This window comes from Foetidibacter luteolus, from assembly GCF_009650435.1.
Lineage (GTDB): Bacteria > Bacteroidota > Bacteroidia > Chitinophagales > Chitinophagaceae > Foetidibacter > Foetidibacter luteolus.
This window is the reverse complement of record NZ_VVIP01000066.1, coordinates 17148-42619: the sequence shown is the minus strand read 5'-3', so window position 1 is coordinate 42619 and position 25472 is coordinate 17148. Positions and strand designations below refer to the sequence as shown.

The 25472-nt window shown below is 45.4% G+C and carries 20 protein-coding genes; 10 read left to right on the top strand and 10 right to left on the bottom strand.

Annotated elements, in window-relative coordinates; all coding sequences use genetic code 11:
• Positions 1–237: 237 nt before the first annotated feature.
• A complete protein-coding gene (gene mnmA / locus F0364_RS21995; RefSeq protein ID WP_153799975.1) occupies positions 238–1344 on the bottom strand; it encodes a tRNA 2-thiouridine(34) synthase MnmA in 1107 nt (368 codons plus the stop codon).
• 320 nt (positions 1345–1664) lie between these two features.
• Between mnmA and rpmI the strand changes: the two genes are divergently transcribed.
• From rpmI to F0364_RS21965, 6 genes are all read left to right on the top strand, one after another.
• The gene (gene rpmI / locus F0364_RS21990; RefSeq protein ID WP_442345986.1) at positions 1665–1943 is read left to right on the top strand and encodes a 50S ribosomal protein L35; all 279 of its coding nucleotides are present in this window, start codon (positions 1665–1667) and stop codon (positions 1941–1943) included.
• An 84-nt stretch (positions 1944–2027) separates the two neighbouring features.
• Positions 2028–2372 (top strand): 50S ribosomal protein L20, encoded by a 345-nt coding sequence (gene rplT, locus F0364_RS21985; protein WP_153799974.1) that lies wholly within the window; start codon positions 2028–2030, stop codon positions 2370–2372.
• 131 nt (positions 2373–2503) lie between these two features.
• On the top strand, positions 2504–3967 hold the full coding sequence (locus F0364_RS21980) for a type III PLP-dependent enzyme domain-containing protein (protein WP_153799973.1): 1464 nt from the start codon (positions 2504–2506) through the stop codon (positions 3965–3967).
• A gap of 436 nt (positions 3968–4403) precedes the next feature.
• Positions 4404–6326 (top strand): molecular chaperone DnaK, encoded by a 1923-nt coding sequence (gene dnaK, locus F0364_RS21975; protein WP_153799972.1) that lies wholly within the window; start codon positions 4404–4406, stop codon positions 6324–6326.
• Between the two features lie 310 nt (positions 6327–6636).
• Positions 6637–7029: a ribosomal maturation YjgA family protein gene (locus tag F0364_RS21970; RefSeq protein WP_207632826.1), complete on the top strand. Its 393-nt coding sequence runs from the start codon at positions 6637–6639 to the stop codon at positions 7027–7029.
• Between the two features lie 238 nt (positions 7030–7267).
• Positions 7268–8044 carry a hypothetical protein gene (locus tag F0364_RS21965; RefSeq protein ID WP_153799971.1) on the top strand — a complete coding sequence of 259 codons (777 nt, stop codon included), beginning with the start codon at positions 7268–7270 and terminating at the stop codon, positions 8042–8044.
• A gap of 26 nt (positions 8045–8070) precedes the next feature.
• On the opposite strand, the gene F0364_RS21960 is transcribed toward F0364_RS21965, so the two are convergent.
• Genes F0364_RS21960 through F0364_RS21940 form a run of 5 tightly spaced genes read right to left on the bottom strand, consistent with a single transcriptional unit; the run spans position 8071 to position 11034 of the window.
• Positions 8071–8457, bottom strand: coding sequence for a DUF423 domain-containing protein (locus tag F0364_RS21960; protein WP_153799970.1), 387 nt, complete (start codon positions 8455–8457; stop codon positions 8071–8073).
• Complete coding sequence (locus tag F0364_RS21955) at positions 8450–8956, bottom strand: shikimate kinase (protein WP_153799969.1); 507 nt, start codon at positions 8954–8956, stop codon at positions 8450–8452. The genes F0364_RS21960 and F0364_RS21955 overlap by 8 nt, the downstream gene beginning before the upstream one ends.
• Positions 8953–9525, bottom strand: a complete 573-nt coding sequence (locus F0364_RS21950) for a nucleotidyl transferase AbiEii/AbiGii toxin family protein (protein WP_207632825.1) — start codon at positions 9523–9525, stop codon at positions 8953–8955. Before F0364_RS21950 ends, F0364_RS21955 begins: the two co-directional genes overlap by 4 nt.
• Positions 9526–9533: 8 nt before the next feature.
• Positions 9534–9833: a DUF6922 domain-containing protein gene (locus F0364_RS21945; protein WP_153799967.1), complete on the bottom strand. Its 300-nt coding sequence runs from the start codon at positions 9831–9833 to the stop codon at positions 9534–9536.
• Positions 9834–9849: 16 nt separating this feature from the next.
• Complete coding sequence (locus F0364_RS21940; protein ID WP_153799966.1) at positions 9850–11034, bottom strand: acyl-CoA dehydrogenase family protein; 1185 nt, start codon at positions 11032–11034, stop codon at positions 9850–9852.
• 482 nt (positions 11035–11516) lie between these two features.
• On the opposite strand from F0364_RS21940, the gene nagB reads away from it, so the two are divergent.
• Positions 11517–13421 carry a glucosamine-6-phosphate deaminase gene (nagB, locus tag F0364_RS21935; RefSeq protein WP_153799965.1) on the top strand — a complete coding sequence of 635 codons (1905 nt, stop codon included), beginning with the start codon at positions 11517–11519 and terminating at the stop codon, positions 13419–13421.
• Between the two features lie 78 nt (positions 13422–13499).
• Here the strand turns inward: nagB and F0364_RS21930 are convergent, their stop codons facing one another.
• Positions 13500–14654, bottom strand: coding sequence for an acyl-CoA dehydrogenase (locus F0364_RS21930; RefSeq protein WP_153799964.1), 1155 nt, complete (start codon positions 14652–14654; stop codon positions 13500–13502).
• A gap of 936 nt (positions 14655–15590) precedes the next feature.
• On the opposite strand from F0364_RS21930, the gene F0364_RS21925 reads away from it, so the two are divergent.
• Both F0364_RS21925 and F0364_RS21920 read left to right on the top strand, forming a co-directional pair.
• Positions 15591–18164 (top strand): circularly permuted type 2 ATP-grasp protein, encoded by a 2574-nt coding sequence (locus F0364_RS21925; protein ID WP_153799963.1) that lies wholly within the window; start codon positions 15591–15593, stop codon positions 18162–18164.
• A gap of 252 nt (positions 18165–18416) precedes the next feature.
• Positions 18417–19082, top strand: a complete 666-nt coding sequence (locus F0364_RS21920; protein WP_153799962.1) for a heme exporter protein CcmB — start codon at positions 18417–18419, stop codon at positions 19080–19082.
• On the opposite strand, the gene F0364_RS21915 is transcribed toward F0364_RS21920, so the two are convergent.
• The 3 genes from F0364_RS21915 to F0364_RS21905 form a co-directional block, all read right to left on the bottom strand.
• Positions 19079–19423, bottom strand: a complete 345-nt coding sequence (locus F0364_RS21915; RefSeq protein WP_153799961.1) for a hypothetical protein — start codon at positions 19421–19423, stop codon at positions 19079–19081. The genes F0364_RS21920 and F0364_RS21915 overlap by 4 nt on opposite strands.
• 545 nt (positions 19424–19968) lie before the next feature.
• On the bottom strand, positions 19969–23550 hold the full coding sequence (locus F0364_RS21910) for a VCBS repeat-containing protein (RefSeq protein WP_153799960.1): 3582 nt from the start codon (positions 23548–23550) through the stop codon (positions 19969–19971).
• Between the two features lie 194 nt (positions 23551–23744).
• Entirely contained in the window at positions 23745–24794 is a 1050-nt protein-coding gene (locus tag F0364_RS21905) for an SMP-30/gluconolactonase/LRE family protein (protein WP_153799959.1), read from the bottom strand.
• Positions 24795–24917: 123 nt separating this feature from the next.
• Here F0364_RS21905 and F0364_RS21900 point away from each other — a divergent pair, with 123 nt between their 5' ends.
• The gene (locus F0364_RS21900; protein ID WP_153799958.1) at positions 24918–25229 is read left to right on the top strand and encodes an EthD family reductase; all 312 of its coding nucleotides are present in this window, start codon (positions 24918–24920) and stop codon (positions 25227–25229) included.
• Positions 25230–25472 lie beyond the last annotated feature (243 nt).

Here is a 25472-nt window from a genome sequence, read left to right as displayed (position 1 = left end):
TTACTCCGGCACAAGGCCATGCTGCGATGGCCTCACCGGGGTAACCGCTTCAATCCCTCACCCAAAGGTGCAACAGGCTGCTTCTTTTGCAGGCAGGCAGATGATTGAATTACGATTTACGAAGTACAAAGTACCTGGGTGCGACAGGCTTTTTTGCAGGCAGGCACTATACATACCAAAGAAAAAGACAACTCCCTTTGGGGATGCAGCAGGTTGTAGTTATGTTTCGTGAAAAACTTACAGCAGGTGGCCCCTTTGTATAATACCGCCCCCTATTACATCGTCGCCATCATAAAAAACGGCGCTCTGGCCGGGTGCTATGCTTTTTACACTCTCGTAAAAACGGGCACGTATGCCGCCGCCATCAGCATTGTAGAGGTTACTTAATGCACCTTTGTCTTTATAGCGAATTTTTGTAAATGCTTCCATCCCATCCGTTATGCCATCGTACTTAACCCAGTTAAGCTTTCCTACCATCATATCATTCTGTTCAAGATCGGCTTCATCGCCCAGAACAACGGTATTTGTATCCGGGTGTATGGCCGTAACATAAGCAGGCTTGCCCAGTGCTATATCCAGCCCTTTTCTCTGGCCTACAGTATAAAAAGGATAGCCTTTGTGCTGGCCCAGTTTCTTGCCCGCCTTATCCACAAACCAGCCGCCCGCAACAGAAGCTTCCAGCCCATCTACCCGGCGTTTTAAAAAGCCGCGGTAATCATTATCAGGCACAAAGCAAATTTCGTAGCTCTCACTTTTTTTAGCCAGTTCGGGGTAGCCGTAATCCAGCGCCATCTGCCTTATTTGTGTTTTGCGGTAAATACCCAGCGGCATAATGGTGCGGCTCAACAGTTCCTGGTCAAGCCCCCACAGTACATAGCTCTGGTCTTTCAGTTCATCCACAGCCTTGCTTAACATGTAACGGCCGTTATCAGCCCTGGAAACCTTGGCATAATGCCCGGTAGCTATATAATCGCAACCAAGCGCATTGGCCCTTTTAAGCAAAGCCCGCCACTTAATGTGCGTATTGCACATAACGCAGGGGTTGGGCGTACGGCCAGCCATATATTCTTCTACAAAATTTTCGATAACAAAATCGCCAAATTCCTCGCGTATGTCCAGTATAAAATGCGGAAAGCCATGCTGCACAGCAGCCTGCCGGGCGTCGTTAAAACTGTCAATGTTACAGCAGCCTGTTTCTTTGTGCCCACCGCCACTGGTGGCATAATCCCATGTTTTCATGGTAATGCCCACTACTTCGTAGCCCTCATCATTCAGCATGAGAGCCGTAACGGTACTGTCAATACCGCCACTCATTGCTACCAAAACCTTTCCTTTACGGCTCATAAAAAAAATTTGCGCAAAGATAACTCATAGCTATGAGCAATGAGCTGTTAGCTGTGAGTATGGTTTTCGGTTTGGGGAATATTTAAGGTATACCAGTTGCCTCTACAGGTTGCCGGGTTGGCGCTGTACAGGGAAAACTACCCTGCGGGAAAAGCTCAACAGCAAATCCAGACGCTAAGTGTGCGACGCAACGGAAGCCTCATACGTGTTCCTGCCGCCGGGCCCATAAAAAAAATAATTTTGCGAAGCAAAACCATCCTGTTAGCTAAGAAGGATAAAAATAATAGAAGTAGCGGTTTTTTGCCCCAAAACCCCTACTTTTGCGCTCCATTTCCCGTAAGGCTCTACAAGTTCCCGCATGTGGCGGGGCGCCAGCAGGGAGTAATCTTACAGATTATACAATGCCAAAAGTAAAAACAAACTCCAGCGCCAAGAAGCGCTTTAAGGTGACAGGCACAGGCGAGATCACCTTCCAGAAAGCTTTTAAACGACACATCTTAACCAAGAAATCTAACAAACGCAAACGCAGCCTTCGCAAAAAAGGTGTGGTTGGCGATACCAACAAAGATTTCGTTATGCGTTTACTTCGTTTAAAATAAAGCAACCGCCACAAGTAATTAAACAAATTTTAAAACTTAGCTGGTGGTTCTTATTATCGTGCTTCCGGCTTCAAACTTATAATTATGCCACGTTCAAAAAATGCCGTAGCATCCAGGGCAAGAAGAAAAAGGGTGCTTAAAGCCGCCAAAGGCTTTTACGGTAAACGTAAAAATGTATATACCGTTGCCAAAAACGTTGTTGAAAAAGGCCAAACCTACGCTTACGTAGGCCGCAAACTGAAAAAACGCGAATACCGCCAGTTGTGGATTGCCCGTATTAACGCCGCAGTAAGAGAAGAAGGCTTAACCTACAGCGAGTTTATTAACAAGCTGAACGTTAAAGGCCTTGAGCTTAACCGCAAAGTTCTGGCAGATTTGGCCATGAACGAGCCAGCCAGCTTTAAAGCGTTGGTAGCGTCTGTTAAATAATTATTATCAGCCTATTATAAAAGAAACCGGCACAAGCATTTGTGGCCGGTTTTTTTTATTTGGCGAGTTGTTCAAAAAACTATTTTTGCGTCCTAAAAATCTTTGTTCACAATTTTATCTAACCCAAAAGGATGAACAATACTTACACCGGGCTGGTGAAGCAAACTTTCCACTTTCCGCAGGAAGGGTTTAACGTTAACGATAACGGCTATCTTGAATTTAACGGGCTTGACCTCCAGGCGCTGATTAAGAAATATGGAACGCCTATGAAGCTAACTTATCTGCCCAAGATTGGCATGCAGATAAACAAAGCCAAAAAGCTGTTTGACAACGCTTTTAAAAAACATAAATACGAGGGTAAGTATTTTTACTGCTACTGCACCAAGAGTTCGCACTTTTCCTTTGTGGTGGAGGAAGCGCTTAAACACGATATACACCTGGAAACATCTTATGCATACGATATTGAGATTATTAACAGGCTGTATGAGAAAAAGAAAATAACCAAGGATATCTTCATCATCTGCAACGGTTATAAGCAAAAAAGCTACACTTCCCGTATTGCCAGGTTAATTAATACCGGTTTTAAGAATGTAATACCGGTGCTTGACAATATTGAAGAACTGCAGGCATACAAGCGCAGCGTAAAACAGCCCTTTAAACTGGGCATACGCGTAGCGGCCGAAGAGGAGCCTAACTTTCCTTTTTATACATCCAGGCTGGGCATACGGGCTAAAGACATACTGGAATTTTACGTTGACCAGATTGAAGGCTACGAGGATAAGTTTCAGTTAAAGATGCTCCATATATTTTTGAATAAGGGCATAAAAGACGATATCTACTACTGGAGTGAGCTAAACAAGATTATTAACCTGTATTGCCAGCTAAAAAAAATTTGCCCGGAACTGGATTCCATCAATATCGGCGGCGGCTTCCCCATCAAACATTCGCTGGGTTTTGAGTACGACTACCAGTTTATGATCAATGAGATTGTGGGAAACATCAAAAAAACCTGCAAAAGGTTAAAAGTGCCCATGCCTAATATTTACACCGAATTCGGCAGCTTTACCGTTGGCGAAAGCATGGCGCATATTTACAGCGTTACCGGCCAGAAAGTGCAGAACGACCGTGAGATATGGTACATGATTGATTCTTCCTTCATCACCACCCTGCCCGATACCTGGGGCATTGGCGAAAAATTCCTGCTGTTGCCTATCAACAAATGGGATAATGAATACCAGCGTGTGGTTTTGGGCGGCATTACCTGCGACAGCCACGATTACTACGATTCTGAAGAACACATTAATGAAGTGTTTCTGCCCAAGCTAACCTCGGTAAATGACCGGGCGGCAAATATTAAGCTGAAAGACAAGGATGAAGAAAAAACGGCCGAAAAAGAAGAACCGTTGGTGGTAGGCTTCTTTCATACCGGTGCTTACCAGGACCAGATTAGCGGCTACGGTGGAATTAAGCATTGCCTGATACCATCACCCAAACACATTATTGTGGAAAAAGACAAAAACGGCAAGCTGGTTGACTGGGTATATGCCAAAGAGCAAAGCGCCCAGAGCATGCTGAAAATATTGGGCTACCTGTAGAAAAGGTAGCAGGTTAACAGCTATTTTTTACGGCGGTTTTGACAGACATTTTTTCAATATTCTGTCAAAACCGCCGTGCTTATTAAATGAATTGGTCACCGAGCCGGTGCGTGAAGACCCGCACCAGGATGAGCTCCCGTAGTGTGTTACATACAGTATCCCCAAATGTTCATACATATCCTAATGCGCACATAAAAACGTAATGCCCGCGCCAGGGATTGAAGCGGATACCCCGGTGAAGCTTTGTGCGTTGGCCCTGTGCCGGAGTATGAGCGGAAAGCCCGGTGCCTTCGGCAGGCGCCCAGATTATTATCCCCCTGGCGGCAACATGCCGGTTTTCTCTCTGCCATTTTTTCACCTCTGCCCCTCGTGGCATAATGATTGTCGAAGGAAACCAGTAAAAGTTTGAATACTAACCTTAAAGGAAATCAATTATATGGGAAAGATTATAGGAATTGACTTAGGAACTACTAACAGTTGCGTGGCCGTTATGGAAGGTAACGAGCCGGTGGTTATTGCGAACGACGAAGGCCGCCGCACCACCCCTTCTGTAGTAGCTTTTCTTAAAAATGGCGAACGTAAAGTGGGCGACCCCGCCAAACGCCAGGCTATTACCAACCCTCATAATACCATTATGAGCGTTAAACGTTTTATGGGCCGCAGGTTTGACGAAGTGACCGAAGAAATAAGCCACTGGAGTTACAAAGTGGCAAAAGGTGACAATAATACCGTTCGTGTTGACATAGATGGCCGCTTATACACCCCGCAGGAAATTTCTGCCATGATTTTGCAGAAAATGAAAAAAACCGCGGAAGACTACCTTGGACAGGAAGTGAATGAGGCGGTAATTACTGTACCTGCTTATTTTAACGACGCACAAAGGCAGGCCACTAAAGAAGCCGGTGAAATTGCCGGTTTAAATGTACGCCGCATAGTGAACGAACCCACCGCCGCGGCTTTGGCCTACGGTATGGATAAGAAACACCAGGATATGAAAATAGCGGTGTTTGACCTTGGTGGCGGCACATTTGACATTTCTGTTCTTGAACTGGGCGATGGCGTTTTTGAAGTGAAGTCAACCAACGGTGATACCCATCTTGGTGGTGACGACTTTGATAAAGTGATTATGGACTGGCTGGCCGACGAGTTTAAGAAAAACGAAGCTATTGACCTGCGTAAAGACCCGATGGCTTTGCAGCGCCTGAAAGAGGCTGCAGAAAAAGCAAAGATTGAATTGTCTTCATCTTCAGAAACAGAAATTAACCTGCCTTACATTACCGCTGTTGACGGCGTGCCTAAGCACCTGGTACTGAAACTGTCAAGGGCCAAATTTGAACAACTGGCAGATAACCTTTTTGCAAGGTGTTTAAAACCTTGTGAAGGCGCTTTAAAGGATGCAGGCTACAGTGCTTCGCAAATTGATGAAGTGATACTGGTAGGCGGTAGCACCCGCATACCCAAGGTGCAGGAGATAGTAGAAAAGTTCTTTGGCAAAAAGCCTAACCGTGGTGTAAACCCCGATGAAGTTGTAGCCGTAGGCGCTGCTATACAAGGTGCGGTATTGACCGGCGAAGTAAAAGACGTATTGTTACTGGACGTAACCCCGCTTAGCCTGGGTATTGAAACACTGGGTGGCGTTATGACAACCATGATTAACAGCAACACCACCATACCTACCAAGAAAACAGAAGTGTTCTCTACCGCCAGCGATAACCAGCCAGGTGTGGAAATACATGTACTACAGGGTGAAAGAAGCCTGGCAAAAGACAACAAAAGCCTTGGTCATTTTCAGTTGGCAGATATTCCACCAGCACCCCGCGGCGTACCACAGATTGAAGTAACTTTTGATATTGACGCCAACGGTATTTTACACGTAAGCGCTAAAGATAAAGGCACCGGCAAAGAACAGAAAATACGCATTGAAGCTGGCAGCGGTTTAAGCAAGGATGAAATTGAAAAGATGAAGAATGAGGCTAAAGCCAATGAAGCAACAGATAAGGCAGCACGTGAAAAGATTGACAAACTTAACCAGGCTGACAGCCTGATTTTCCAGACAGAAAAACAACTGAAAGAGTTTGGCGATAAAATTCCGGCTGATAAGAAGGCGCCAATTGAGGACGCATTAGCCAAACTTAAAGAAGCGCATAAGAGCCAGGATGCCGATGCTGTTGAAAAAGCTTTAACTGAAATGAACACAGCGTGGACTGCTGCAAGTGAAGAAATTTACAAGGCGCAGGCCGCGGCAGGTGCTGCAAACGGCGCAGGCCCCGATGTTAACGGCGGGGCACAGCCCAATGCAGGTAGCCAGGGCGGTTCTTCTGATACAGTAGAAGATGCACAGTTTGAAGAAGTGAAATAATTACCGCTGATTGACCTGATTTGATTGATGATAATGATTAGCCCCCTGCAGTTACAGGGGGCTTTTTTATGTTGAGCATGTAGAATTTGTATTGGGCAAGAGTAAAGCCAGGCACCTTGCCCTCATCGTTTTTCAGCCCTAATAATTTGGTGGCCGGCGACATATCCCTGTGGCAGCATCGTTGCGTCGCACTACTTTCATCTGCAGGAATTCTTTGCAACTTTTCAGTAAGCGAATGGGATAGTATTGCTTCAACATGGGGCAGTAATCACCAACAACACCTTATATTTGCGGCTTAACCTTTTGCCCTATGCTTAAAAAACGTGTTTTTTATTTTCTGCTGTTTGTCTTCTTTTTATGGCTTGCCCTTGCTACACGTAACCATAAAAGTTGGTTTCACCCGGTTGTTGTTGAATATGGTGGCGATGTATTTTGGGCTGGCGGTTTTCTTTTCTTTCTAAGAGCAATATTTGCTAAAACAAACCTATGGAAACTGGCCTGCTGGAATTTTGCGCTTGGCGTATTAATAGAAGTATCCCAGCTATATCATGGTTCTGTAGCCATGGCCGTACGCAGCACCAGGATAGGCAAATTGTTGTTCGGATTAGGCTTTTTATGGTCTGATATTATTTGCTATGCCGTTGGTACATTGCTTTGCTGGCTGATAGCGATAGCGGCAGAACAATATTTCAGGAAACAATAAAAAACTTTTCCCGCACTTTTTTATTAACTGGTTATAGGTCAATTTATACGAACGCCGGTATGGGCATGCCTGAATATTGACACTACCGCAGGGTATTGACAATGCCATAAACGCTGCATACTTTTGTGGTATTCCTGAACATCCTCCTCCCCCTGTTAATTTTCAAATGTGAACGAGCACCTGAACAGTCTGCCGCCAGAAGCGGAAGATAATTTTATGCCACTTTAAAACTCACGTTATGAAAATTAATTACACCATTACACCGGGTATTTTGCTGTTATTGTTATTGATGGTTTCTTCCTGCAAAAAAGTACTGGATTACATTCATCAGCACCCTGATGGCGATTTAAAAGATTGCCGTATACTGCGGCTTACAACCGCTGCGCCTGATAAACTGGGCCTGCTGCCGGATACTGCGTGGTTTGAATATAACGCCTGGGGCAACCCTGTAAAAATCCGGGTAAAGAACATAGGTACCGGCAACCCGGAACGACGTTTTAAATATGATAAGCAGCACAGGCTTACAGAATACATTGGCGCCTACAGCGGAACATCCGGTTACGAATACTGGCATTACTACACTTACAACAAGAAAAACCAGGTAGTGCTGGATACAGCTTACATTTTTATAACCGCCGATTTTACCGGTCCCCGGCCGACAGATTATACTTTTTTATACGTTACGCAATATGAATATGACGCGTTTGGCCGTATTTCAAAAGCCACGCAAAGCGATCCCTGGGGTGGCTCTGTAAATACTTATGCCTATGATGCAAAAGGCAATCTTATTTACCCGAATGATTGGGATGTAGTGTATGACAATAACCCCAATATACACCGGACCAACAAAGTATGGATGTTTATTGACAGGGATTACAGCGTTAACAACCCTTACCCGGCAACAGCGTTTAATTCCAAAGGGTTACCTGTTAAATTTTTTATGGATGAGAGTAAAATAGGTTTAGATTTTTTGGACATCTATAATTTGTCAGAAGCGGAATATGCCTGTAAATAATAACAGGTTACTTGTTGGTATAGAAATCACTTCTTCAATAGGGCTATTACCATGGTAACCCACCCGGCGATGAAACCAAGACCGCCCAATGGCGTAATGGCGCCCAGCCAGTTCATGCTGCTGCTACCGGTAGCTTTAAAGTAAGTGAGTGCATACAATGAACCGCAGAACAGCACAATACCTGTTATAAATAATCTGCCGCTCCAAAGCAACCAACCATTACCAAAAGACTGAAAAAGTATGCCTGCAGCCAGTAAGGCGAAAACATGATAAAACTGGTATTTAACAGCAGTTTCAAAAATATTAAGCGCATCTGGGTTTAGTTTGTCTTTTAACCCATGAGAACCAAATGCGCCCAGTACAACAGAAAAGGCGCCTAATACCGCCGCGGTAAGAATGAAAGATTTATGCATGCTTGTTGATAATTTCTGTGAAGGACTTGTCGGAAATTTTATTGCCCTGTAACTGGTAAGTGGCCCTTGCATAATAAGGAGTACGTTCCAGCAATTTTTTATTTAGAAAGTTATGCAGTTCGTCATCAGATAACTGGCTGATTAACGGGCGGTGAGATTTTTCCGGCTTCAATCTTTCCACCAGTGTTTCAACGGGTTCATTTAACCAGATGGTAATGCCGTGCTGGTTCATCCATTCAACATTATCATTAAAGCAGGGGGTGCCACCGCCCGTTGCCAGCACGAATGCTTTTTTTTCAGCAAACCAGCGCAAAATTTTAGCCTCCGTTTTACGGAAATAAGCTTCTCCATCTTCAGCGAACAATTCGCTGATGGTTTTTTCTTCGTTCATTTCTACGAGGTAATCCAGGTCGTATGCCCCGCATTTAAGTTTCTTTGCCAGTTTTTTTGCCCAGTAACTTTTACCGGAACCCATCATACCGAGAAGAAATATTTTCATTTGCTGTGTATGAACTTATTTACATGTTTTTTAATTGTATCTTTAATTTTCTCCCATCTCTTTTCAGTATAAACAACTGGCATGATATCTTCTTCCGCATCTTCAAAATATGTCATGGACATAAGTAGCTGCACATCAGATGCATTTGGATATTTTTGTTGAAAGAGCTTAAGTAATTCTCCTATCTCAAATTTTTGAAGCAACTCATACAAATCAATAAAATCTTTTTTGCTGCCTCTCTTCAATATCGCCTGAAATTTTAAAATGGCGATATCCCTAACATCTGCAATTCTAATACCATCAATATTCAGTAGTGGAAAAAGAAGGGGGACTTTAGTATTAACAAAGTCTACTTTAACAGAATTCAGGTAACCAAATAACATCAGGCTGTTGAAATTTCTCTGAGCATAGGCTTCTCCAAAAGTCTCTCCCAATAAACCCGATATTACCTGGGGGTCAAAATTTACATGTGTGAATAAATCAATGTCTATAGAATGCCGGTGCCCTAACTGTAGTGCAAGCCCGGTACCACCTACAAGATAAAAATCCTGAAGGTAAGATTCATTCATCAGTTGTCTTAATGTGCTGACAAGAATGGGTTCGACCGTATCTGTTCGTAACATTTAAAATCCTTTACATCAAGATTCAAATACTGTGCGGCAAAATACATTGCTTTTTCATTCAGTGTTTTAGATTTTAATACCGCCTCTTTCAATTCATCGTCTGTGTAAAAATTAAGGATGGCCCTTATATCTTCAAGGCCGCCCCTTGTAAGTACGCGGCTGACAATCCATGTTTTGTGTTTGTAAACATCTATGTCATTTAAGTCAGCGTCCCACAGTATCTTCTTATCCAGTTCGAGGCCCTGTATGTTCATAGTGCAACTTTTGATGTTATTTAAAAGCGTTAAACCCGGTAACATCCATACCGGTAATCAGCAGGTGTACATCGTGTGTGCCCTCATAAGTTATTACACTTTCAATGTTCATCATGTGGCGCATAATGCTGTATTCGCCGGTTATACCCATGCCACCCAGCATTTGCCTTGCATCCCGGGCAATATTAGCGGCTATTTCGCAACTGTTACGTTTGGCCATACTTACCTGCTGCGGTGTAGCCCTGCCTTCTGTCATCAGTACACCCAGCCGCCATACCAGTAGCTGCGCCTTGGTTATTTCGGTAATCATTTCTGCCAGTTTCTTTTGCTGTAATTGAAAAGCCCCGATAGGTTTACCAAACTGTATGCGTTCCTGGCTGTAGCGCAAGGCAGTATCGTAACAATCCATTGCCGCGCCAAGCGTACCCCATGCTATGCCATAGCGGGCCTTGGTTAAGCAGCTTAAAGGCCCTTTTAAACCATTAATATTTGGAAAGATATTATCCTTAGGCACTTTCACATCATGAAAAACCAACTCGCCTGTGGCACTGGCACGCAAACTCCATTTTCCGTGTGTTGTGGGGGTTGTAAAACCTTCCATACCCCGCTCAACCACCAGCCCGCGTATATCGCCATTGTCATCTTTTGCCCACACAACTGCCACCTGGGCAAAAGGGGCATTGCTGATCCACATTTTAGCGCCGTTCAATATAACATGGTCGCCGGCATCTTTTATGGTAGTAAGCATGCTGCTGGGGTCGCTGCCGTGGTTGGGCTCTGTTAAGCCAAAGCAACCCAGCCATTCGCCGCTGGCCAGCTTTGGCAGGTATTTCATTTTCTGCTCTTCGCTGCCGTATGCATAAATGGGAAACATTACCAGCGAGCCCTGCACACTGGCTGTTGAACGAACGCCACTATCCCCTCTTTCCAGTTCCTGCATCATTAAACCATAGCTGATATAATCCAATCCGCCACCACCATATTCGTGCGGTATAGTTGGCCCAAAGCAGCCCAGCTCTCCCATCTGTTTTACTATCTGCTGCGGAAACTCAGCCCGCTGCGCATAGTCTTCGATAATCGGAGATATTTCCTTCTTAACGTAATTGCGAACTGTGTCACGCACCATTTTGTGTTCTTCGGTTAACAGTTCATCAACCAGGTAATAGTCAGGCGACTGAAATAAATCTGTTCTCGCAGCCATAGGAAGAATTTGTTTGTTATTCAAAGTACCATGTTAATTGCATTGCACAACATGGTATGGTAAAGCGCAATTAGAGAATGTTATACTAACCTTCGTTCGCAAATTTATAGGTATCGGTTAAGCCGGCCTTGTTTTGCAGCATTTATTTAAGAAGAAATATGCGTAGTAAAAAAGCGCCGAGCCAATTTTACCCAAACAGCTTACCTGCATAACAGGCAACAGGTTACACCACCGCGCCAGGGATTGAAGCGGATACCCCGCTGAAGGTTTTGTGCGCCGGGTGTTGCGGCGGAGTATGAGCGGAAAGCCCGGCCCGCCCTGTATTTTGGCGGGGGCGCCCTGCCTACTATACCCGCCAAGCTTATTAAACAATTACAAACATAAGTTAATACAACACCTGCAAATTTGTTGCAAGGACAAACGATTGCCCAATAGATATTCAATTGTAAACGATATTTTTGCCCCTCAAAATTTTATCGCTCATGAAAATGGTTGACTCCTTCGAAAAAATACCGGTAGAGATCTTTTCATCCCCTAAAGATGGTTCCAGATTCGTTGCAGCAGAAATTGCTACCTTGATAAAACAGAAACAACAGGAAGGCAAAAACTGCGTGCTGGGCCTGGCCACCGGCTCCACCCCCATCAGCATGTATTCTGAACTGGTGAGGCTTCACAAAGAAGAGGGCCTTAGTTTTAAAAATGTAATCACTTTTAACCTTGATGAGTACTACCCTATTGAAAGAGAGGCATACCAGAGCTATTGGAGCTTTATGCACCGCCACCTGTTTGACCATGTAGATATTGTGCCGGCAAACATTCACCTGCCCAATGGAGAACTGCCCAAAGAAACTATAAAACAGCATTGCCAGGAATATGAACAGATGATTGAAGATGCCGGCGGCATTGACCTGCAGGTACTGGGTATCGGCAACAATGGCCATATTGGTTTTAATGAGCCTGGCTCCAGCATATTTTCCAGAACCCGTGTGGTAAACCTTGACAACAGTACACGTATTGCCAACGCAAGAGAATTTCAAAACCTGGCAAAAGTACCAAGGCTGGCTGTTACCATGGGCATTAGTACCATTATGAAAGCCAAGCGTGTTTTGCTGATGGCATGGGGCTTTAAAGCGCAGATTGTAGCTAAATCCGTTGAGGGACAGGTTACTGAGCAGGTGCCAGCCAGCATACTGCAGCAGCATAACAACTGCACTTTTGTGGTAGATGAAAACACCGCATCGGAACTTACCAGGTTTAAAAGCCCCTGGCTTACCGGCGATATTGAATGGACACCTGAAATGATTAACCGCGCTGTAATTAACATGGCGCTTAAACTGAATAAACCCGTACTTAGCCTTACCACCATTGACTATAATGAAAATGGCCTGGGCGACCTGCTGGTTGAAAAGGGAGATGCCTACGAAATAAACCTGCAGGTGTTTTATAAACTACGTGACAGCATTACGGGATGGCCCGGCGGCAAACCCGGCGCATTTATTCCTGCGCACCCTGAAAGAAGTGAGCCTTACCCTAAACGTTGCATTATATTCTCTCCGCACCCCGATGACGACATCATTAGCATGGGCGGAACTTTTATGCGCCTGCACGACCAGGGGCATGAAGTGCATGTAGCTTACCAGACCAGCGGTAACATTGCGGTTACAGATGAGTTTGTTACCCGTTTTCTTGATTTTGCGGTAGGGTTTGAAGATATGTTTGGCATGGATACACAGAAAAGCTCTCAGATACTATCTGATGCACAAAAGTTTTTGGCCGGCAAAAAGAAAAACGAAAGAGATACCGCTGAAATACGCAGTATTAAAGGACTGATAAGAAGATGTGAAGCAAAAGCTACCTGTAAATATGTAGGCCTGCCGGAAGGTAGATGGCATTTTCAAAACCTGCCGTTTTATGAAACCGGTACAATTGAAAAGAAGCCAATGGGCGAAGAAGATGTGATACTGACAATGGAACTGTTACGTAAGATAAAACCCCACCAGGTGTATTGCGCCGGTGACCTTGCAGACCCGCATGGTACGCACAAGGTTTGTCTTGACATAGTGTTTGAAAGCCTGAAACGCATTAAAGAGGCTGGTGATGAGTGGGTGAAAGATTGTTGGGTATGGCTTTACAAGGGCGCCTGGCAGGAGTGGGATATTGCCGATATTGAGATGACAATACCTATGAGCCCGGACCAGGTAATGAAAAAACGCTTTGGCATTTTCATTCACCAGAGCCAGAAAGATATGGTGCCCTTCCAGGGTAGTGATGCCCGGGAATTCTGGCAACGTGCCGAAGAAAGAAATGCCAACACAGCCAACTTATATGCGGCGCTTGGCCTTACCAAGTACGCGGCGGTGGAAGCGTTTAAGAGATGGCATTATTAATTAAGAGTTAGAAGTACGAAGTACGAATTGTACCGGTTTGGTGCATCGTACTTCGTACTTTGTATTTCGTACCTGGGCTTACTTCAATATACTTCTTCCGATAACAATGCGCTGCACTTCACTTGTGCCCTCATATATCTGGGTTATTTTGGCGTCACGCATCAGGCGTTCTACATGGTATTCTTTTACATAACCGTAACCGCCGTGAATCTGCACAGCCTCGGTGGATGCCCACATGGCAGTTTCTGAAGCAAATACCTTAGCCATAGATGAGCTTAAAGTGTAGTCAAGATGATGGTCTTTTTCCCATGCCGCTTTAAGGCAAAGCATACGGGCTGCTTCTATGCGGGTAGCCATATCCGCCAGTTTGAACTGTATGGCCTGGTGTTTCATAATTTCTTTGCCAAAAGCCTTACGCTCTTTGGCATACTTAAGCGCCAGTTCGTAAGAGCCACTTGCAATGCCCAGGGCCTGGGATGCAATACCAATGCGCCCACCAGCCAACGTTTTCATAGCGAACTTAAAGCCAAAACCATCCTCTCCTATCCGGTTTTCTTTGGGCACTTTAACATCGTTAAACAAAATGGTGTGCGTATCGCTGCCGCGTATGCCCATTTTGTTTTCTTTGGCAGAAACTGTTACGCCGGGCCAGTTTTTTTCAACAATAAAAGCGTTAATGCCATGTGAGCCTTTGGCCACATCTGTTTGCGCCATTACCAGGTAAACGCTGGCGCTGGAGCCATTGGTTATCCAGTTCTTGGTACCATTCAACAGGTAATAATCACCTTTATCTTCGGCAGTGGTGCGCTGGCTGGTGGCATCAGAACCGGCTTCGGGCTCGCTTAATAAAAAAGCGCCTATGTACAACTCTCCATCTTTACGGCCCTGTGCTATAGGTACCAGGTATTTTTCTTTCTGTGCTTCATTGCCAAAGGTTTCAAGGCCCCAGCATACCAGGCTGTTATTTACGCTAACGCAAACACTAACGCTGGCATCAATCTTACTAATTTCTTCCATAGCCAGCACATAGCTGATGGTATCCATACCGCTGCCGCCATATTTTGGATCTACCATCATGCCCATGAAGCCCAGCTCTGCCAGTTTAAGCACCTGCTCTTTGGGAAATATCATTTTTTCGTCGCGTTCTATAACACCCGGCAGGCAATCGTTCTGGGCAAAATCCCGGGCGGCTTTTTGAATCATAAGATGCTCTTCGCTTAAACTAAAATGCATGGCTTGGCTTTTTATAAACCAAAAATAACACTAACGCATATTAGTTGCAAAGACAACCAATATTATTTCTCAATCAGGCAAACACGCAGGCTTTACCAAAATATCAACGATGCGTGACCTTAGCCATAGCCATCACAAAGCTTGTACTGCACTGCATGGCTTGTGGTTCATATGGTAGTGCACGTTAGACGTACATACAACCTATGCTATAATTTTAAAAAAACTTATCACAATACTTTGAATCTATGATAAATGCCTTACTTTTGTTTTTATTAGTTATATCGCCTTTCATAGTTTTATTCCTGTCCAATTTCCACATTAACCGTTTATCCGATAGCCTGCATCTTACACATTAAGTTTTTTACTTCTGTGTTTGCCAAATACCGTTATTGTATTTACAATTACACATTTTAATAATATAATTGATTAATCAACTAAACAAGCTGAATTAATCCTATAGATGAACCAAACTCCAAGGGCCGCTAGCATTCATGCAGTGGCTTTTTTTATGGTATGCTTCGCATACTTTACTCAATATTATTTGTAACCCGGCGACAGGAGTTTCATGGCATCGCCTGTTGCGTCGCACTCTTCTACTATATATCTCCAGGCAGCAGGCCCACCAAATTGAAATGTACTCTCCCCGCTCTATAAAACAAAGCCTTTCATCTTATTAAAATGGCTACCTTACAGCCTGTAATTTTATGGTCATTAAAGCAGGCAACAGGAAGCTGCTGATAAAAATGCCGCACCTTGGTGAATAGTGATATGAATTCCCGCAAAGCTGCACCACTGAAACTGGAATACCTTGTGATGAAGCAGGGCAACACGGTGGGAAAAGCCGGGCAAAGCGATACAGTACAAGAGTGCGACGCAACGGAAGCTTAATTCCTGCTATCTGCCGGGCTCATAAAACTATTCGTATAAACTAGCTGAATGACCTCAACAACTGTAGCAGAATCTTTACCGGTGGATTACTTTAACAGCAACTTTTCTTACAACGAGCTGATGGATAGCAGCGGTAACCTGCGGCCCCACTGGCAGGCTTTTTTTCAATCTTTTGAAAAACTGGGGCCGGAAGAACTGAATGGCCGCAACCAGGACGTACTAAGGTTTTTGAAAGAAAATGGCGTTACCTACAATATTTACGGAGACCCGGATGGCTTTAACCGGCCCTGGAACCTTGACCTGGTGCCCTACCTAATTAGCCGGGAAGAATGGAAAACCATAGAAGCAGGGCTGATACAAAGAGCTACACTTTTTGATTTGATATTAAAAGACATTTACGGCAGCAGCAGCCTTGTAAAACAGGGCATTGTGCCAATGGATGTAATATACAACCACCCCGGGTTTTTAAGGGAATGCACCGGTATTAAACTGCCGGGCAAGCATAGCCTTACCATGTACTCTGCCGATATGGCCCGCAGCACGGATGGTAAAATATGGATACTGAACGACAGGACACAAGCCCCATCCGGCAGCGGTTATGCCCTGGAGAACAGGCTTACCATGGCACGCATTATGCCCGAATTGTTTAACGGCCTTAGGGTAAGAAGGCTATCTACTTATTTTAACAGCCTGCGGGATGCATTGAACGCCATAGCCCCCCTGCAGCAAAATACCCCCCGCATAGTGGTGCTTACACCCGGGCCAGGCAACGAAACTTATTTTGAACATTCCTACCTATCCTCATTTCTTGGTTTTGCGCTGGTGCAGGGCAACGACCTGATGGTAAAAGACAATTATGTTTGGCTTAAAACGCTGGGTGGGCTGGAAAAGGTAGATATTATACTGCGCCGGCTGGATGATATTTACTGCGACCCGCTGGAACTGAAAGAAGACTCTCAGTTGGGCATACCCGGCCTGTTGCAGGCTGTACGCAAAGGCAACGTTAGCATTGCCAATCCGCTTGGCTGCAGCGTGCTGGAAAACCCCGGACTGCTGCCTTTTTTAAGTGGCATAGCCAAGCATTTACTGGGGGAAGAGCTGAAACTGCCCACCATAGCATCCTGGTGGTGCGGCCAGAAAAAAGAAATGGATTATGTGCTGGCCAACATTCACTCCCTGGTTATTAAGCAGGTGTATAAAAACCAGCAGGGCAGCACGTCTGTTGATGCGTCAGAACTGTCTGGTGAAGAGCTGGCTTTATTAAAGAAGCGCATTAAAGCGCACCCCCAGTTATATGTGGGCCAGGAAAAAGTTGACATAGCGCCTGTACCGTCTTTTGTAAATGGCAAAATAGAGCCCCGTACTGCCCTGTTCAGAAGTTTTGCTGTAAGCAGCAATGGCAGCTATACCACCATGACGGGCGGCCTTACCCGTACATCGGCCGCACCTGGCAAGTTTATTATATCTAACCAAACAGGCGGCATAAGTAAGGATACCTGGATTATTTCCCAGGATCCCGGCAGCATGGGCCAGATACACAAAGAGCTAAGCCATGTGCCCGCATTAAGATACTCTGCCAGCAGCGGTGTATTGCCCAGCCATACCGCCGAAAACCTGTTTTGGGTAGGCCGCTATGCAGAACGCGTATTGGGTAATGCAAGGCTGCAGCGCACCGTAATGCAGTTTGTGCTGGAAGGCAACCGCCTGATGGAAGATGACAGCGATATTGAAACAGAATACCTTTTGCTGAAAGCGCTTACCAAATGTACTTATACCTATCCCGGCTTTGCCGTACCACGCAACGAGCATTTTAACAACCCCTGGCCACTACTTAAAGAAATGCTTTTTGATACGCAGAAAACAGGCAGCCTGGCGTACAACTTTTATATGTTTTACAGAACGGTGCATACCGTGCGGGACCATTGGTCAACAGATACCTGGCGTGTGCTGCGCTCTATGGAAGAAGAATGGCAAAACGCTTCCGCAGCGGCGCCGCACAGTGGGCACTCCGGGCACCACAAAATGCTGCATGCTTTAGACAACCTGGTAACATCTATGGTGGCATTTATAGGGCTTAACCGTGAAAGCATCAGCCGCGAACAAGGCTGGATAATGCTGGATACCGGCCGCAAAATTGAACAGAGCCTTTTGCTGATAAGCCAACTGCAGCACATAATGGTAGAAGATTATGATGAACAGACTACCGGCTATAACCTGCTGGATGCCGTATTGAAGAGCAACGAATGCCTGGTAAACTACCGTTACAAATACAGGGCGCATTTGCAACTGCCGCTGGTGCTTGACCTGATGTTGCTGGACCCCAACAACCCACGCTCCCTGCTGTACCAACTGGAGCGTGTAAAAGCCTACCTTTCCAGCCTGCCCAAAACCGTGCAGGGCCATACACTGGCCGAGCATGAACGACTTATACTGGAGGCGTACACCATGCTTAAGCTGGCAGATAAAGATAAACTGGCATACAAAAACCCGGACGACAACCAATACAGCCGCCTGGAAAAATTTCTGGATAAGATAAACGGCATACTGCTTACCATAACCAGCGTAATGTCTAAAAATTATTTCCGGCACGAGCAGGCGCCCAGACCACTTTCTTCAACTTAGGGTGCAAAATTTAAGTTTAGCTGTTAAGCTTCATCTTCAATTACTATGGGCCCGGCAGCAGGAACTGCTATGAAGCGTCTGTTGCGTCGCACTCTTGTACGTTCTGTTCGCTATGCGGCTTTTCCCACCAAATAGACTTGTTTCTGCCGCCTGCGGCGGCAGAAACTTCAAAAACACACTCACCGTTAGTCATTTCTTATTGCTAAAACACATGGTTACTCCAAAGCCAAATGCCATTACTTTTGCTGCCGCATGGCATCGACATCATTTAAACATATCGCAACACTGTTTAAGAAAGACCTGCTGCTGGAAGTAAGGCAACAGTATACTTTCTACGGCATACTGTTGTATATAGCATCTACTACTTTTGTGGTATATCTTACGCTTGGCCAGCCGGAATATGAAACCTGGAATGCACTGTTCTGGGTAGTGCAGTTGTTTGTATGCATAAATGCTGTTGCCAAAAGCTTTCTTGCAGAAAGCCGCGGTCGCATGCTGTATTTTTACTCTATTGCCGGTGCCAGGGATTTTGTATTAAGCAAGCTGCTGTTTAATGCCGTACTTATGCTGTTGATGACAGCTTTGAGCCTGGTGGTATTCACCCTGTTTTTAGGTGATGCAGTGGAGAAGTTTTTGCCCTACCTGGGCATAAGCCTGCTGGGCGGCATGGGGCTTAGTTTTGTTTTTACCTTTTTGGCCGCTATAGCGGCCAAAGCCCAGCAACAGGCAGCACTGATGGCTATTATGGGCTTTCCCGTTGTTATCCCGGAGCTTTTGCTGCTTTCCAAAGTATCTAAAATAGCATTTGCGGATGTGGTGCAGGCAGGCCTTTGGCAAATGTTGCTTTTGCTGGTTGCTTTTGATATAATGGTGATTATATTAAGCATTATACTATTCCCTTTTTTGTGGAAGGATTAATCATCATAAAATTCTCCTGATAAAATATCTTCCATTTCAAGGTCGGGGTCTTTGGTTAAAGGAACAGCCAGTTCTATTGCACCTTCTTCGTTATAGATATATACGGTAGTAATTTTTGCAGAGTCAGGAAAGAACACTTCACGTACTTCCATAAATTCATGAGCGCCGGCATTGAGTAATTGCAGGTGTAAAAAACGGTCGTCGTAAATACCGGTATTGTATTGCTGAATAGCAGGGATGATGCGGTATGAACCATTGCGTTTTATTTCTCCCTGTACAATCAACGCGTTGCCTGAGAAATGTGTGGAATACCAGGCACGCCAGTTTTTTGATATGCTCATAGGTTATTTTTTGGAGCGGTAAAGTTCTGTTTTAACGTTACACGCATGCCTGCGGACAGGTTAAGTTTAGGTAAAGAAGATGGGCAGAAGTAACAATCTTTTAATATGTAGGACTGTTTAACATTGATTGTTCAATGTAGAATTAGGTAGAATAAGCGCATCATGCAACCTGTGTTCCGGCGGAACGTAATAAGCTCTTGCGCTATTCTTTATTACATTTCTACTCACTTCATCGGCTAAAAAAATCATCAGCCTTTTTCGCATCAGCATACCGGTAACCTGCATCTGGCAACCGGCAACTGTCTTTCGGGTGAGGGATTGCAGCGGTTACCCCGCTGAAGCCCTCCCAGCCCTGCCTTGTGGCGGAGTATGAGCACAAACGAGGAAAAGCAACTGAATGTTGCTTTGACGAAGGTTGCGAACGCAGTTCTGCCCGACCCCTTGCGCAGCTTGGGGGCACCCATGACAATGTTAGATGTATGATGTGGGATGTACGATGTGAAGTACTTTTTTTGTGCCTGGGACAAAAAAGTAAAATGCCTTATTTATTTCAACACCCTCTTAGCACCATTACCACCTACTATTTCTACCTGCTGAATATTTTTACTTACAGTTACAAAGCCTGCCGATTGCGAAAGGAATGAACTGCCGTAATAATGCTCCTGCTTTCTTACTTTGCTACCGGGCAGGGTAAGCAACATATAACTGTCCTGTTGAGAAAATGGTATTTGACGGCCGGCTTGTTTTTTTCTAAACACTTTAAGGGCATCCCTGTTTTGCGATGCGGCAAGTAAATAACTGCTGTCAGCCCCCCTTAGTTTTATCAGGGCCTTCGCATCACCAGGCACAAAAAAACCGCTGGCCAAAATTGTTTGCGGCGTAAAATTGCCAGCCCCATCCCCCAGTAATACCAGGCCATTCAGGGCATCGTAACGGCCATTGGTAACTTCGGTACCATAATCGTTAGCCACCAGGGCCACATCAAGGTTGCCATCATCATTAAAGTCTTCTACCACCATGCCATTTACCGGTGAAAGCTGCGCCATAAGCGGCAGGGCCTTCAGGCCGAATGTGCCATTACCTTTGTTCTCAATATAGCAGCTATTGAAGTTATTGGCCTCCAGCACCAATGCGTCTTTAAGAGTATCGGCAGAAAAAACCTGCTGAAAATCAGCTTCTCCAAAAGACTTGTAGGTAAGAAATTTTTTTCTTAATGATGGTAACTGTTCAATGATGTCATCGCGGTTTTGCGCGGTAAATTGTTTAAACTGCCCGGCCTGGTCTTTCAGGTAAACAACAGGTATGGCATCAAAGCTGCCATTTTTATCAAAGTCTTTCCCATACACCCGAACTGGATACTGGTGGCTGGCACGGTAAAAAGAATTAACGCCGAGGTTGCCGGCTATGTAGTCTATGTCGCCGTCGTTGTCAAAATCTCCGCCGGTAATGCTGTTCCACCAGCCCTGCTCGTTGCCAATGCCTGACTGTTCGGTAACATTTTCAAATTTGCCTTTGGTGTTTCTTAAGAAAGTAATGGGCATCCATTCTCCGGCAACAATTAAATCAAGGTGGCCATCATTATCAAAATCGGTAAACAATGCATCGCAAACCATGCCGATATTAGTAAGGCCCTTTGCCACGTCAGCGGTAACATCAGTGAATTTTACTACGCCGTTTTTTGAATCGTTCCGGTAAATAAATGAGCTTACTGCCTGCGGATATTTGCCGGGTAAAACACGGCCACCAACAAATATGTCCAGGTCGCCATCATTATCAAAGTCAGCAGCTTTTACACAGCTCTTACTTGTAAGGTTTGCAGGCAATGCGGCGCTGTCCAGCACAAAAACGCCTTTGCCATTATTCAGGAAGAGGTGATCCTGGTACACGGTTTCTGCAGCCCGGTACTCGTTGCTGCCATTGGCACAATACACATCAAGGTCGCCATCATTGTCTGCATCAAAAAGCAGTATGCCCAGGCTTTCCGGCCGGCGGCCCTCTTTGGCGGGCGGTTGCGGCAATTGGCGGCTGATAAATTTTTCGCCGGGCTGTTGCAGTAAAAGCGTGGCAGCAAAATCGCCGGAGCCGCCTATGAAAATATCATCCAGCCTGTTACCGTCTACATCGCCTGCTGCCATGCCGGGCCCATACTGTGATAGTTTATGCGGCAACAAACGTTCCCTGTTAAAATCTATCGCGTCTGTTTCCTGGTGCAGGTAATGTATGCCGGCTTTGGTGGAAATATCGGTGAATATGGCCTCAGTTGCAACTGTGGGATACCCCCATTCATCTTTTTGCACGGCATTTTTAATATCAGCCTCAAGCACCTGGTTAGCGGCAACGTGCTGTAATACCTGCCTGGTTTGGTTAGGCCAGCGTATGATAACCGAGTCGATAATTTTAAACGTATCTAACCCAAAATAGGCCCTGCAGTCAACGGTTGACAAATAGCCACGGTAAGGATAGTTTTCATATAGCTGCATATTACCGCCGGTGTACACTTCTACCCAGGCCCCGATGCCGTTAAGGTTGCTTTGCTCCCCCTTAAAGCTTACGGTTAAATAGTTGCCTGCAATTTTGTCTTTGTGGTTAAGCGTGTTCTCGTACACCCAGGCCTGTTCATTGATGTTGTTGATTACGTAATCAAGGTCACCGTCATTATCAAGGTCAACATATACGGCGCCATCAGAAAAGGATGGCTCATCAAGACCCCAACTGTTGGTAACATTCTCAAAGCCCAGGTTACCTTTGTTCCTGAACGCATAATTGGGCACTTTAATCTGAGGTATCTGTTCAATTAACTGCTCTTTGCTGGCCACGTTGGAAACCTTTGCACGAAAAGCCGCGAAATCATGGTCTGTCACGTCCCGGGGATAGCCATTGGTAATAATCACGTCCTTGTTGCCATCGTTATCAAAATCTGCTATGGAGGGCGTCCAGCTCCAGTCTGTTTCCGCCATGCCGGTTGCAAAGCTTATATCTCCAAAAACCGGGGCCCCGGTTGAATCCAGCCCGTTAACCCTGGGGCCCATATTCAGTTGCACCGTATTGCGTACATATTGCAGCATTAACCCTTCATACAACATGCTCTGGTAAATGAAATAGTTATTGCCGCTCATGTTTTTTTTCTTGCGGTAATTGTCTTCCGGGTTCATGTCAACGGCTATAATATCCTGCAGCCCGTCGTTGTTAAGGTCGCCAACATCATTGCCCATGGCGTTTTGAGAAGTGTGTTTAAAATATTCCTTTACCCTGTTGGTAAATGTGCCATCATGGTTGTTAATGTACAGGCAATCGCTGGTAAAAAAGTCATTGGTAACATAAATATCGGGCCAGCCATCGCGGTTTATATCGGTAATGGAAACACCCAGGCCATAGCCTATTTCAACAATGCCTGCCTGCCTGGAAACATCTGTAAACACGGGGTGCTTCAACTGCTCATCCCAATCGTTGCGAAAGAGCTTGTCAATGTCAGATGAATCAACCACTTTTTTACCGGTAAACTGTGCGGACTGTCTCTTAGCCGGCTTGGTGGTAAGCAGGTACATATCCAGGTCGCCATCTTTGTCGTAGTCAAAAAAAGCGGCGTGTACGGATAAGCCGGTATCTGCCAGGCGGTATTCAGCCGCCATTTCTTTAAACACCGGTATTTTATCCGCGTTCGGGCCCTGGTTAATATACAGCAGGTTCCGGCGCTGCCAGGGGTCGGTCTTTAACGTTGCAGATACGTAGATATCCTGCCAGCCATCGTTATTTATGTCAACAACCGAGGCCGCGTTTGCCCATCTTCCCTGCCCTTCTACATCGGCAATGGCAGTAATATCTTTAAAGTGCAGGCCGCCTTCGTTTTGATAGAGCTTGTTAGCCACCGTGCTTGCTGTAAAGTATAAATCGGGAAGGCCATCCTTATTAAAATCGCCAACAGCAACCCCGCCGCCATTGTATAAAAATTCCATATCAATGGGGTTAAGAGAGTCATTTTCAACCACTACGTTATTAAATTCAATACCTGTTTTATCAGCGGAAAGTCTTTTAAAAAGTGCGTCCGGTTTGCTGTTACAGCTACATACAATTATGCCTGTTATCAATAAAAGCAGCAAGCCGGCATTGGGTAGCAACCTCAGTAGCATTCGTTATGTTTTGGTTGAAACTAAATTAAGTTTTTCTCTCACAGGTTAAAAGCCATAGCATTTGCCTTCGGCAATGTGGAGAAATTTTTATGGGCCCGGCTGGAAGAACTACTATGGGGCTTTACTTGCGTCGCACTCTTGTACGTTCTGTTCTCTACGCAGCAGGCCCAGCCATCAGCCCTTTATATCCGGGTTTATTTCAGCTTTACACGCATTAAATAGTCATCGCAGGTAATGAACAATTGTTTTTCATCCGGCGAAAAACCGCAGTTGGATGTTGCCTGTCCTGTATAAATGCGGGCTATCACTTTACCTGAAGGATTGATGATCCACAACCCCTTGGGGCCGGAAGCAAACAGGTAGCCTTTTTTATTCACTTTCAGCCCATCCGCACCGCCGGCGCCTTTGCCATCGTAAGCAGCGATATCGCAAAATACCTGGCCGTTTTTCACCAGGCCATCCGGGCCTAATTCGTAACGCATCCATACCGGGTTATCGCCGTCAGAACTGCCTATGTACAGGTACTTCCCATCGGGCGAAAGGGCGATGCCGTTCGGAAATTTCAAATCTTTCACCAGCAGTTCTGGTTTTCCACCCGGCTTAAGCCTGTACACCCCCTGGAAGCTGAGTTGTTTGGCAGTGTCTTCCAGTATCTTATCCAGTCCGTAAGGCGGGTCAGTAAAATACAAATCGCCGTTGGGGTGAAAAACTGCATCATTGGGGCTGTTTAGCCGCTTGCCTTCATAACTGTCAGCAAGGGTAACAAATTGTGGCGCCGGGCTGCTGATGGGCGCTGTCATACGGGCAATGCGCCTGTCGCCATGCTGGCACAGTACCAGGTTGCCCTTAGCATCCAGCAGCAGGCCGTTACTACCGGGCTCCCGCTCTTTTATAGCGCCCATGGTATTGCCCGAAGGCTGCAGGTAGGTGGAAATGCTGTCGCCCTCTTTCCATTTGCAAATGCGGTTATTGGGTATATCTGAAAACAGCAGGTAATTGCCATCGCTGATGTATAAAGGCCCTTCCGTCCATTTAAAGCCACCAGCCAGCACTTCTACGGCTGTGGATGAATCCAGGAACTGTAAAGCTTCTTCATCCAGCACCTGTACACGGGTAGCTGCAGAGGGTTGTTGCGTGCTGTCCGGCGCTGGTTCAGGCCCCCCAGCGGTATTTGCATTGTTGCCGCAGGAAGCGGTAAGCGTGTAGAGGCCAACAGAGAACAAGAAGATGGTAATTGATTTCATTGGCAGCTTGTTTGTTTATCCATAAATGTAATGAACAATAGCGTTTGCCCGCCGTTGTTTTTTAGATTAATTTGTATTGCGGCATAACAGCTAAACACTCCGAATCAATTAAAATCTAACACTATGATTAAAGTAACGGTGCTTTACGGCCAGCCAGATGAGCCGACCATATTCGACAAGTACTTCACCGAAATCCACACGATTATAGCTATGAAAATTCCTAACCTTGAAAGGTTTGATGTTACTAAATTTTTACCCGGCCCCGATGGCAGTACACCATCCTGGTACCGCATGGCTGAACTGTATTTTAAAGACGAAGAAACCTTACAGGCAGCCTTTCGGTCTGAGGAAGGTATGGCTGCCACTGGCGATATACCCAACTTTGCTACCGGAGGAACAACGATGCTTATCGGTAGCTGGCAAAACCTGGTATAGCAATGCCATTACTGTACAATAGTTATTCCCCCGTTAGGTAACAGATTAAATTGTTGCGCGGCAGATACTTATTCTACACGGGCTGAAAAGCTGCGTAGCGAACAGAACGTACAAGAGTGCGACGCAAGTAAAGCCCCATAGTAAGTCTTTCAGCCGGGCCCATAAAAATTCTTCCGCAGGAGATGCTCCTGCCAGGTTACATACCTTGTACAACTAACGGATAACCAGCGAATTTTAAATTGA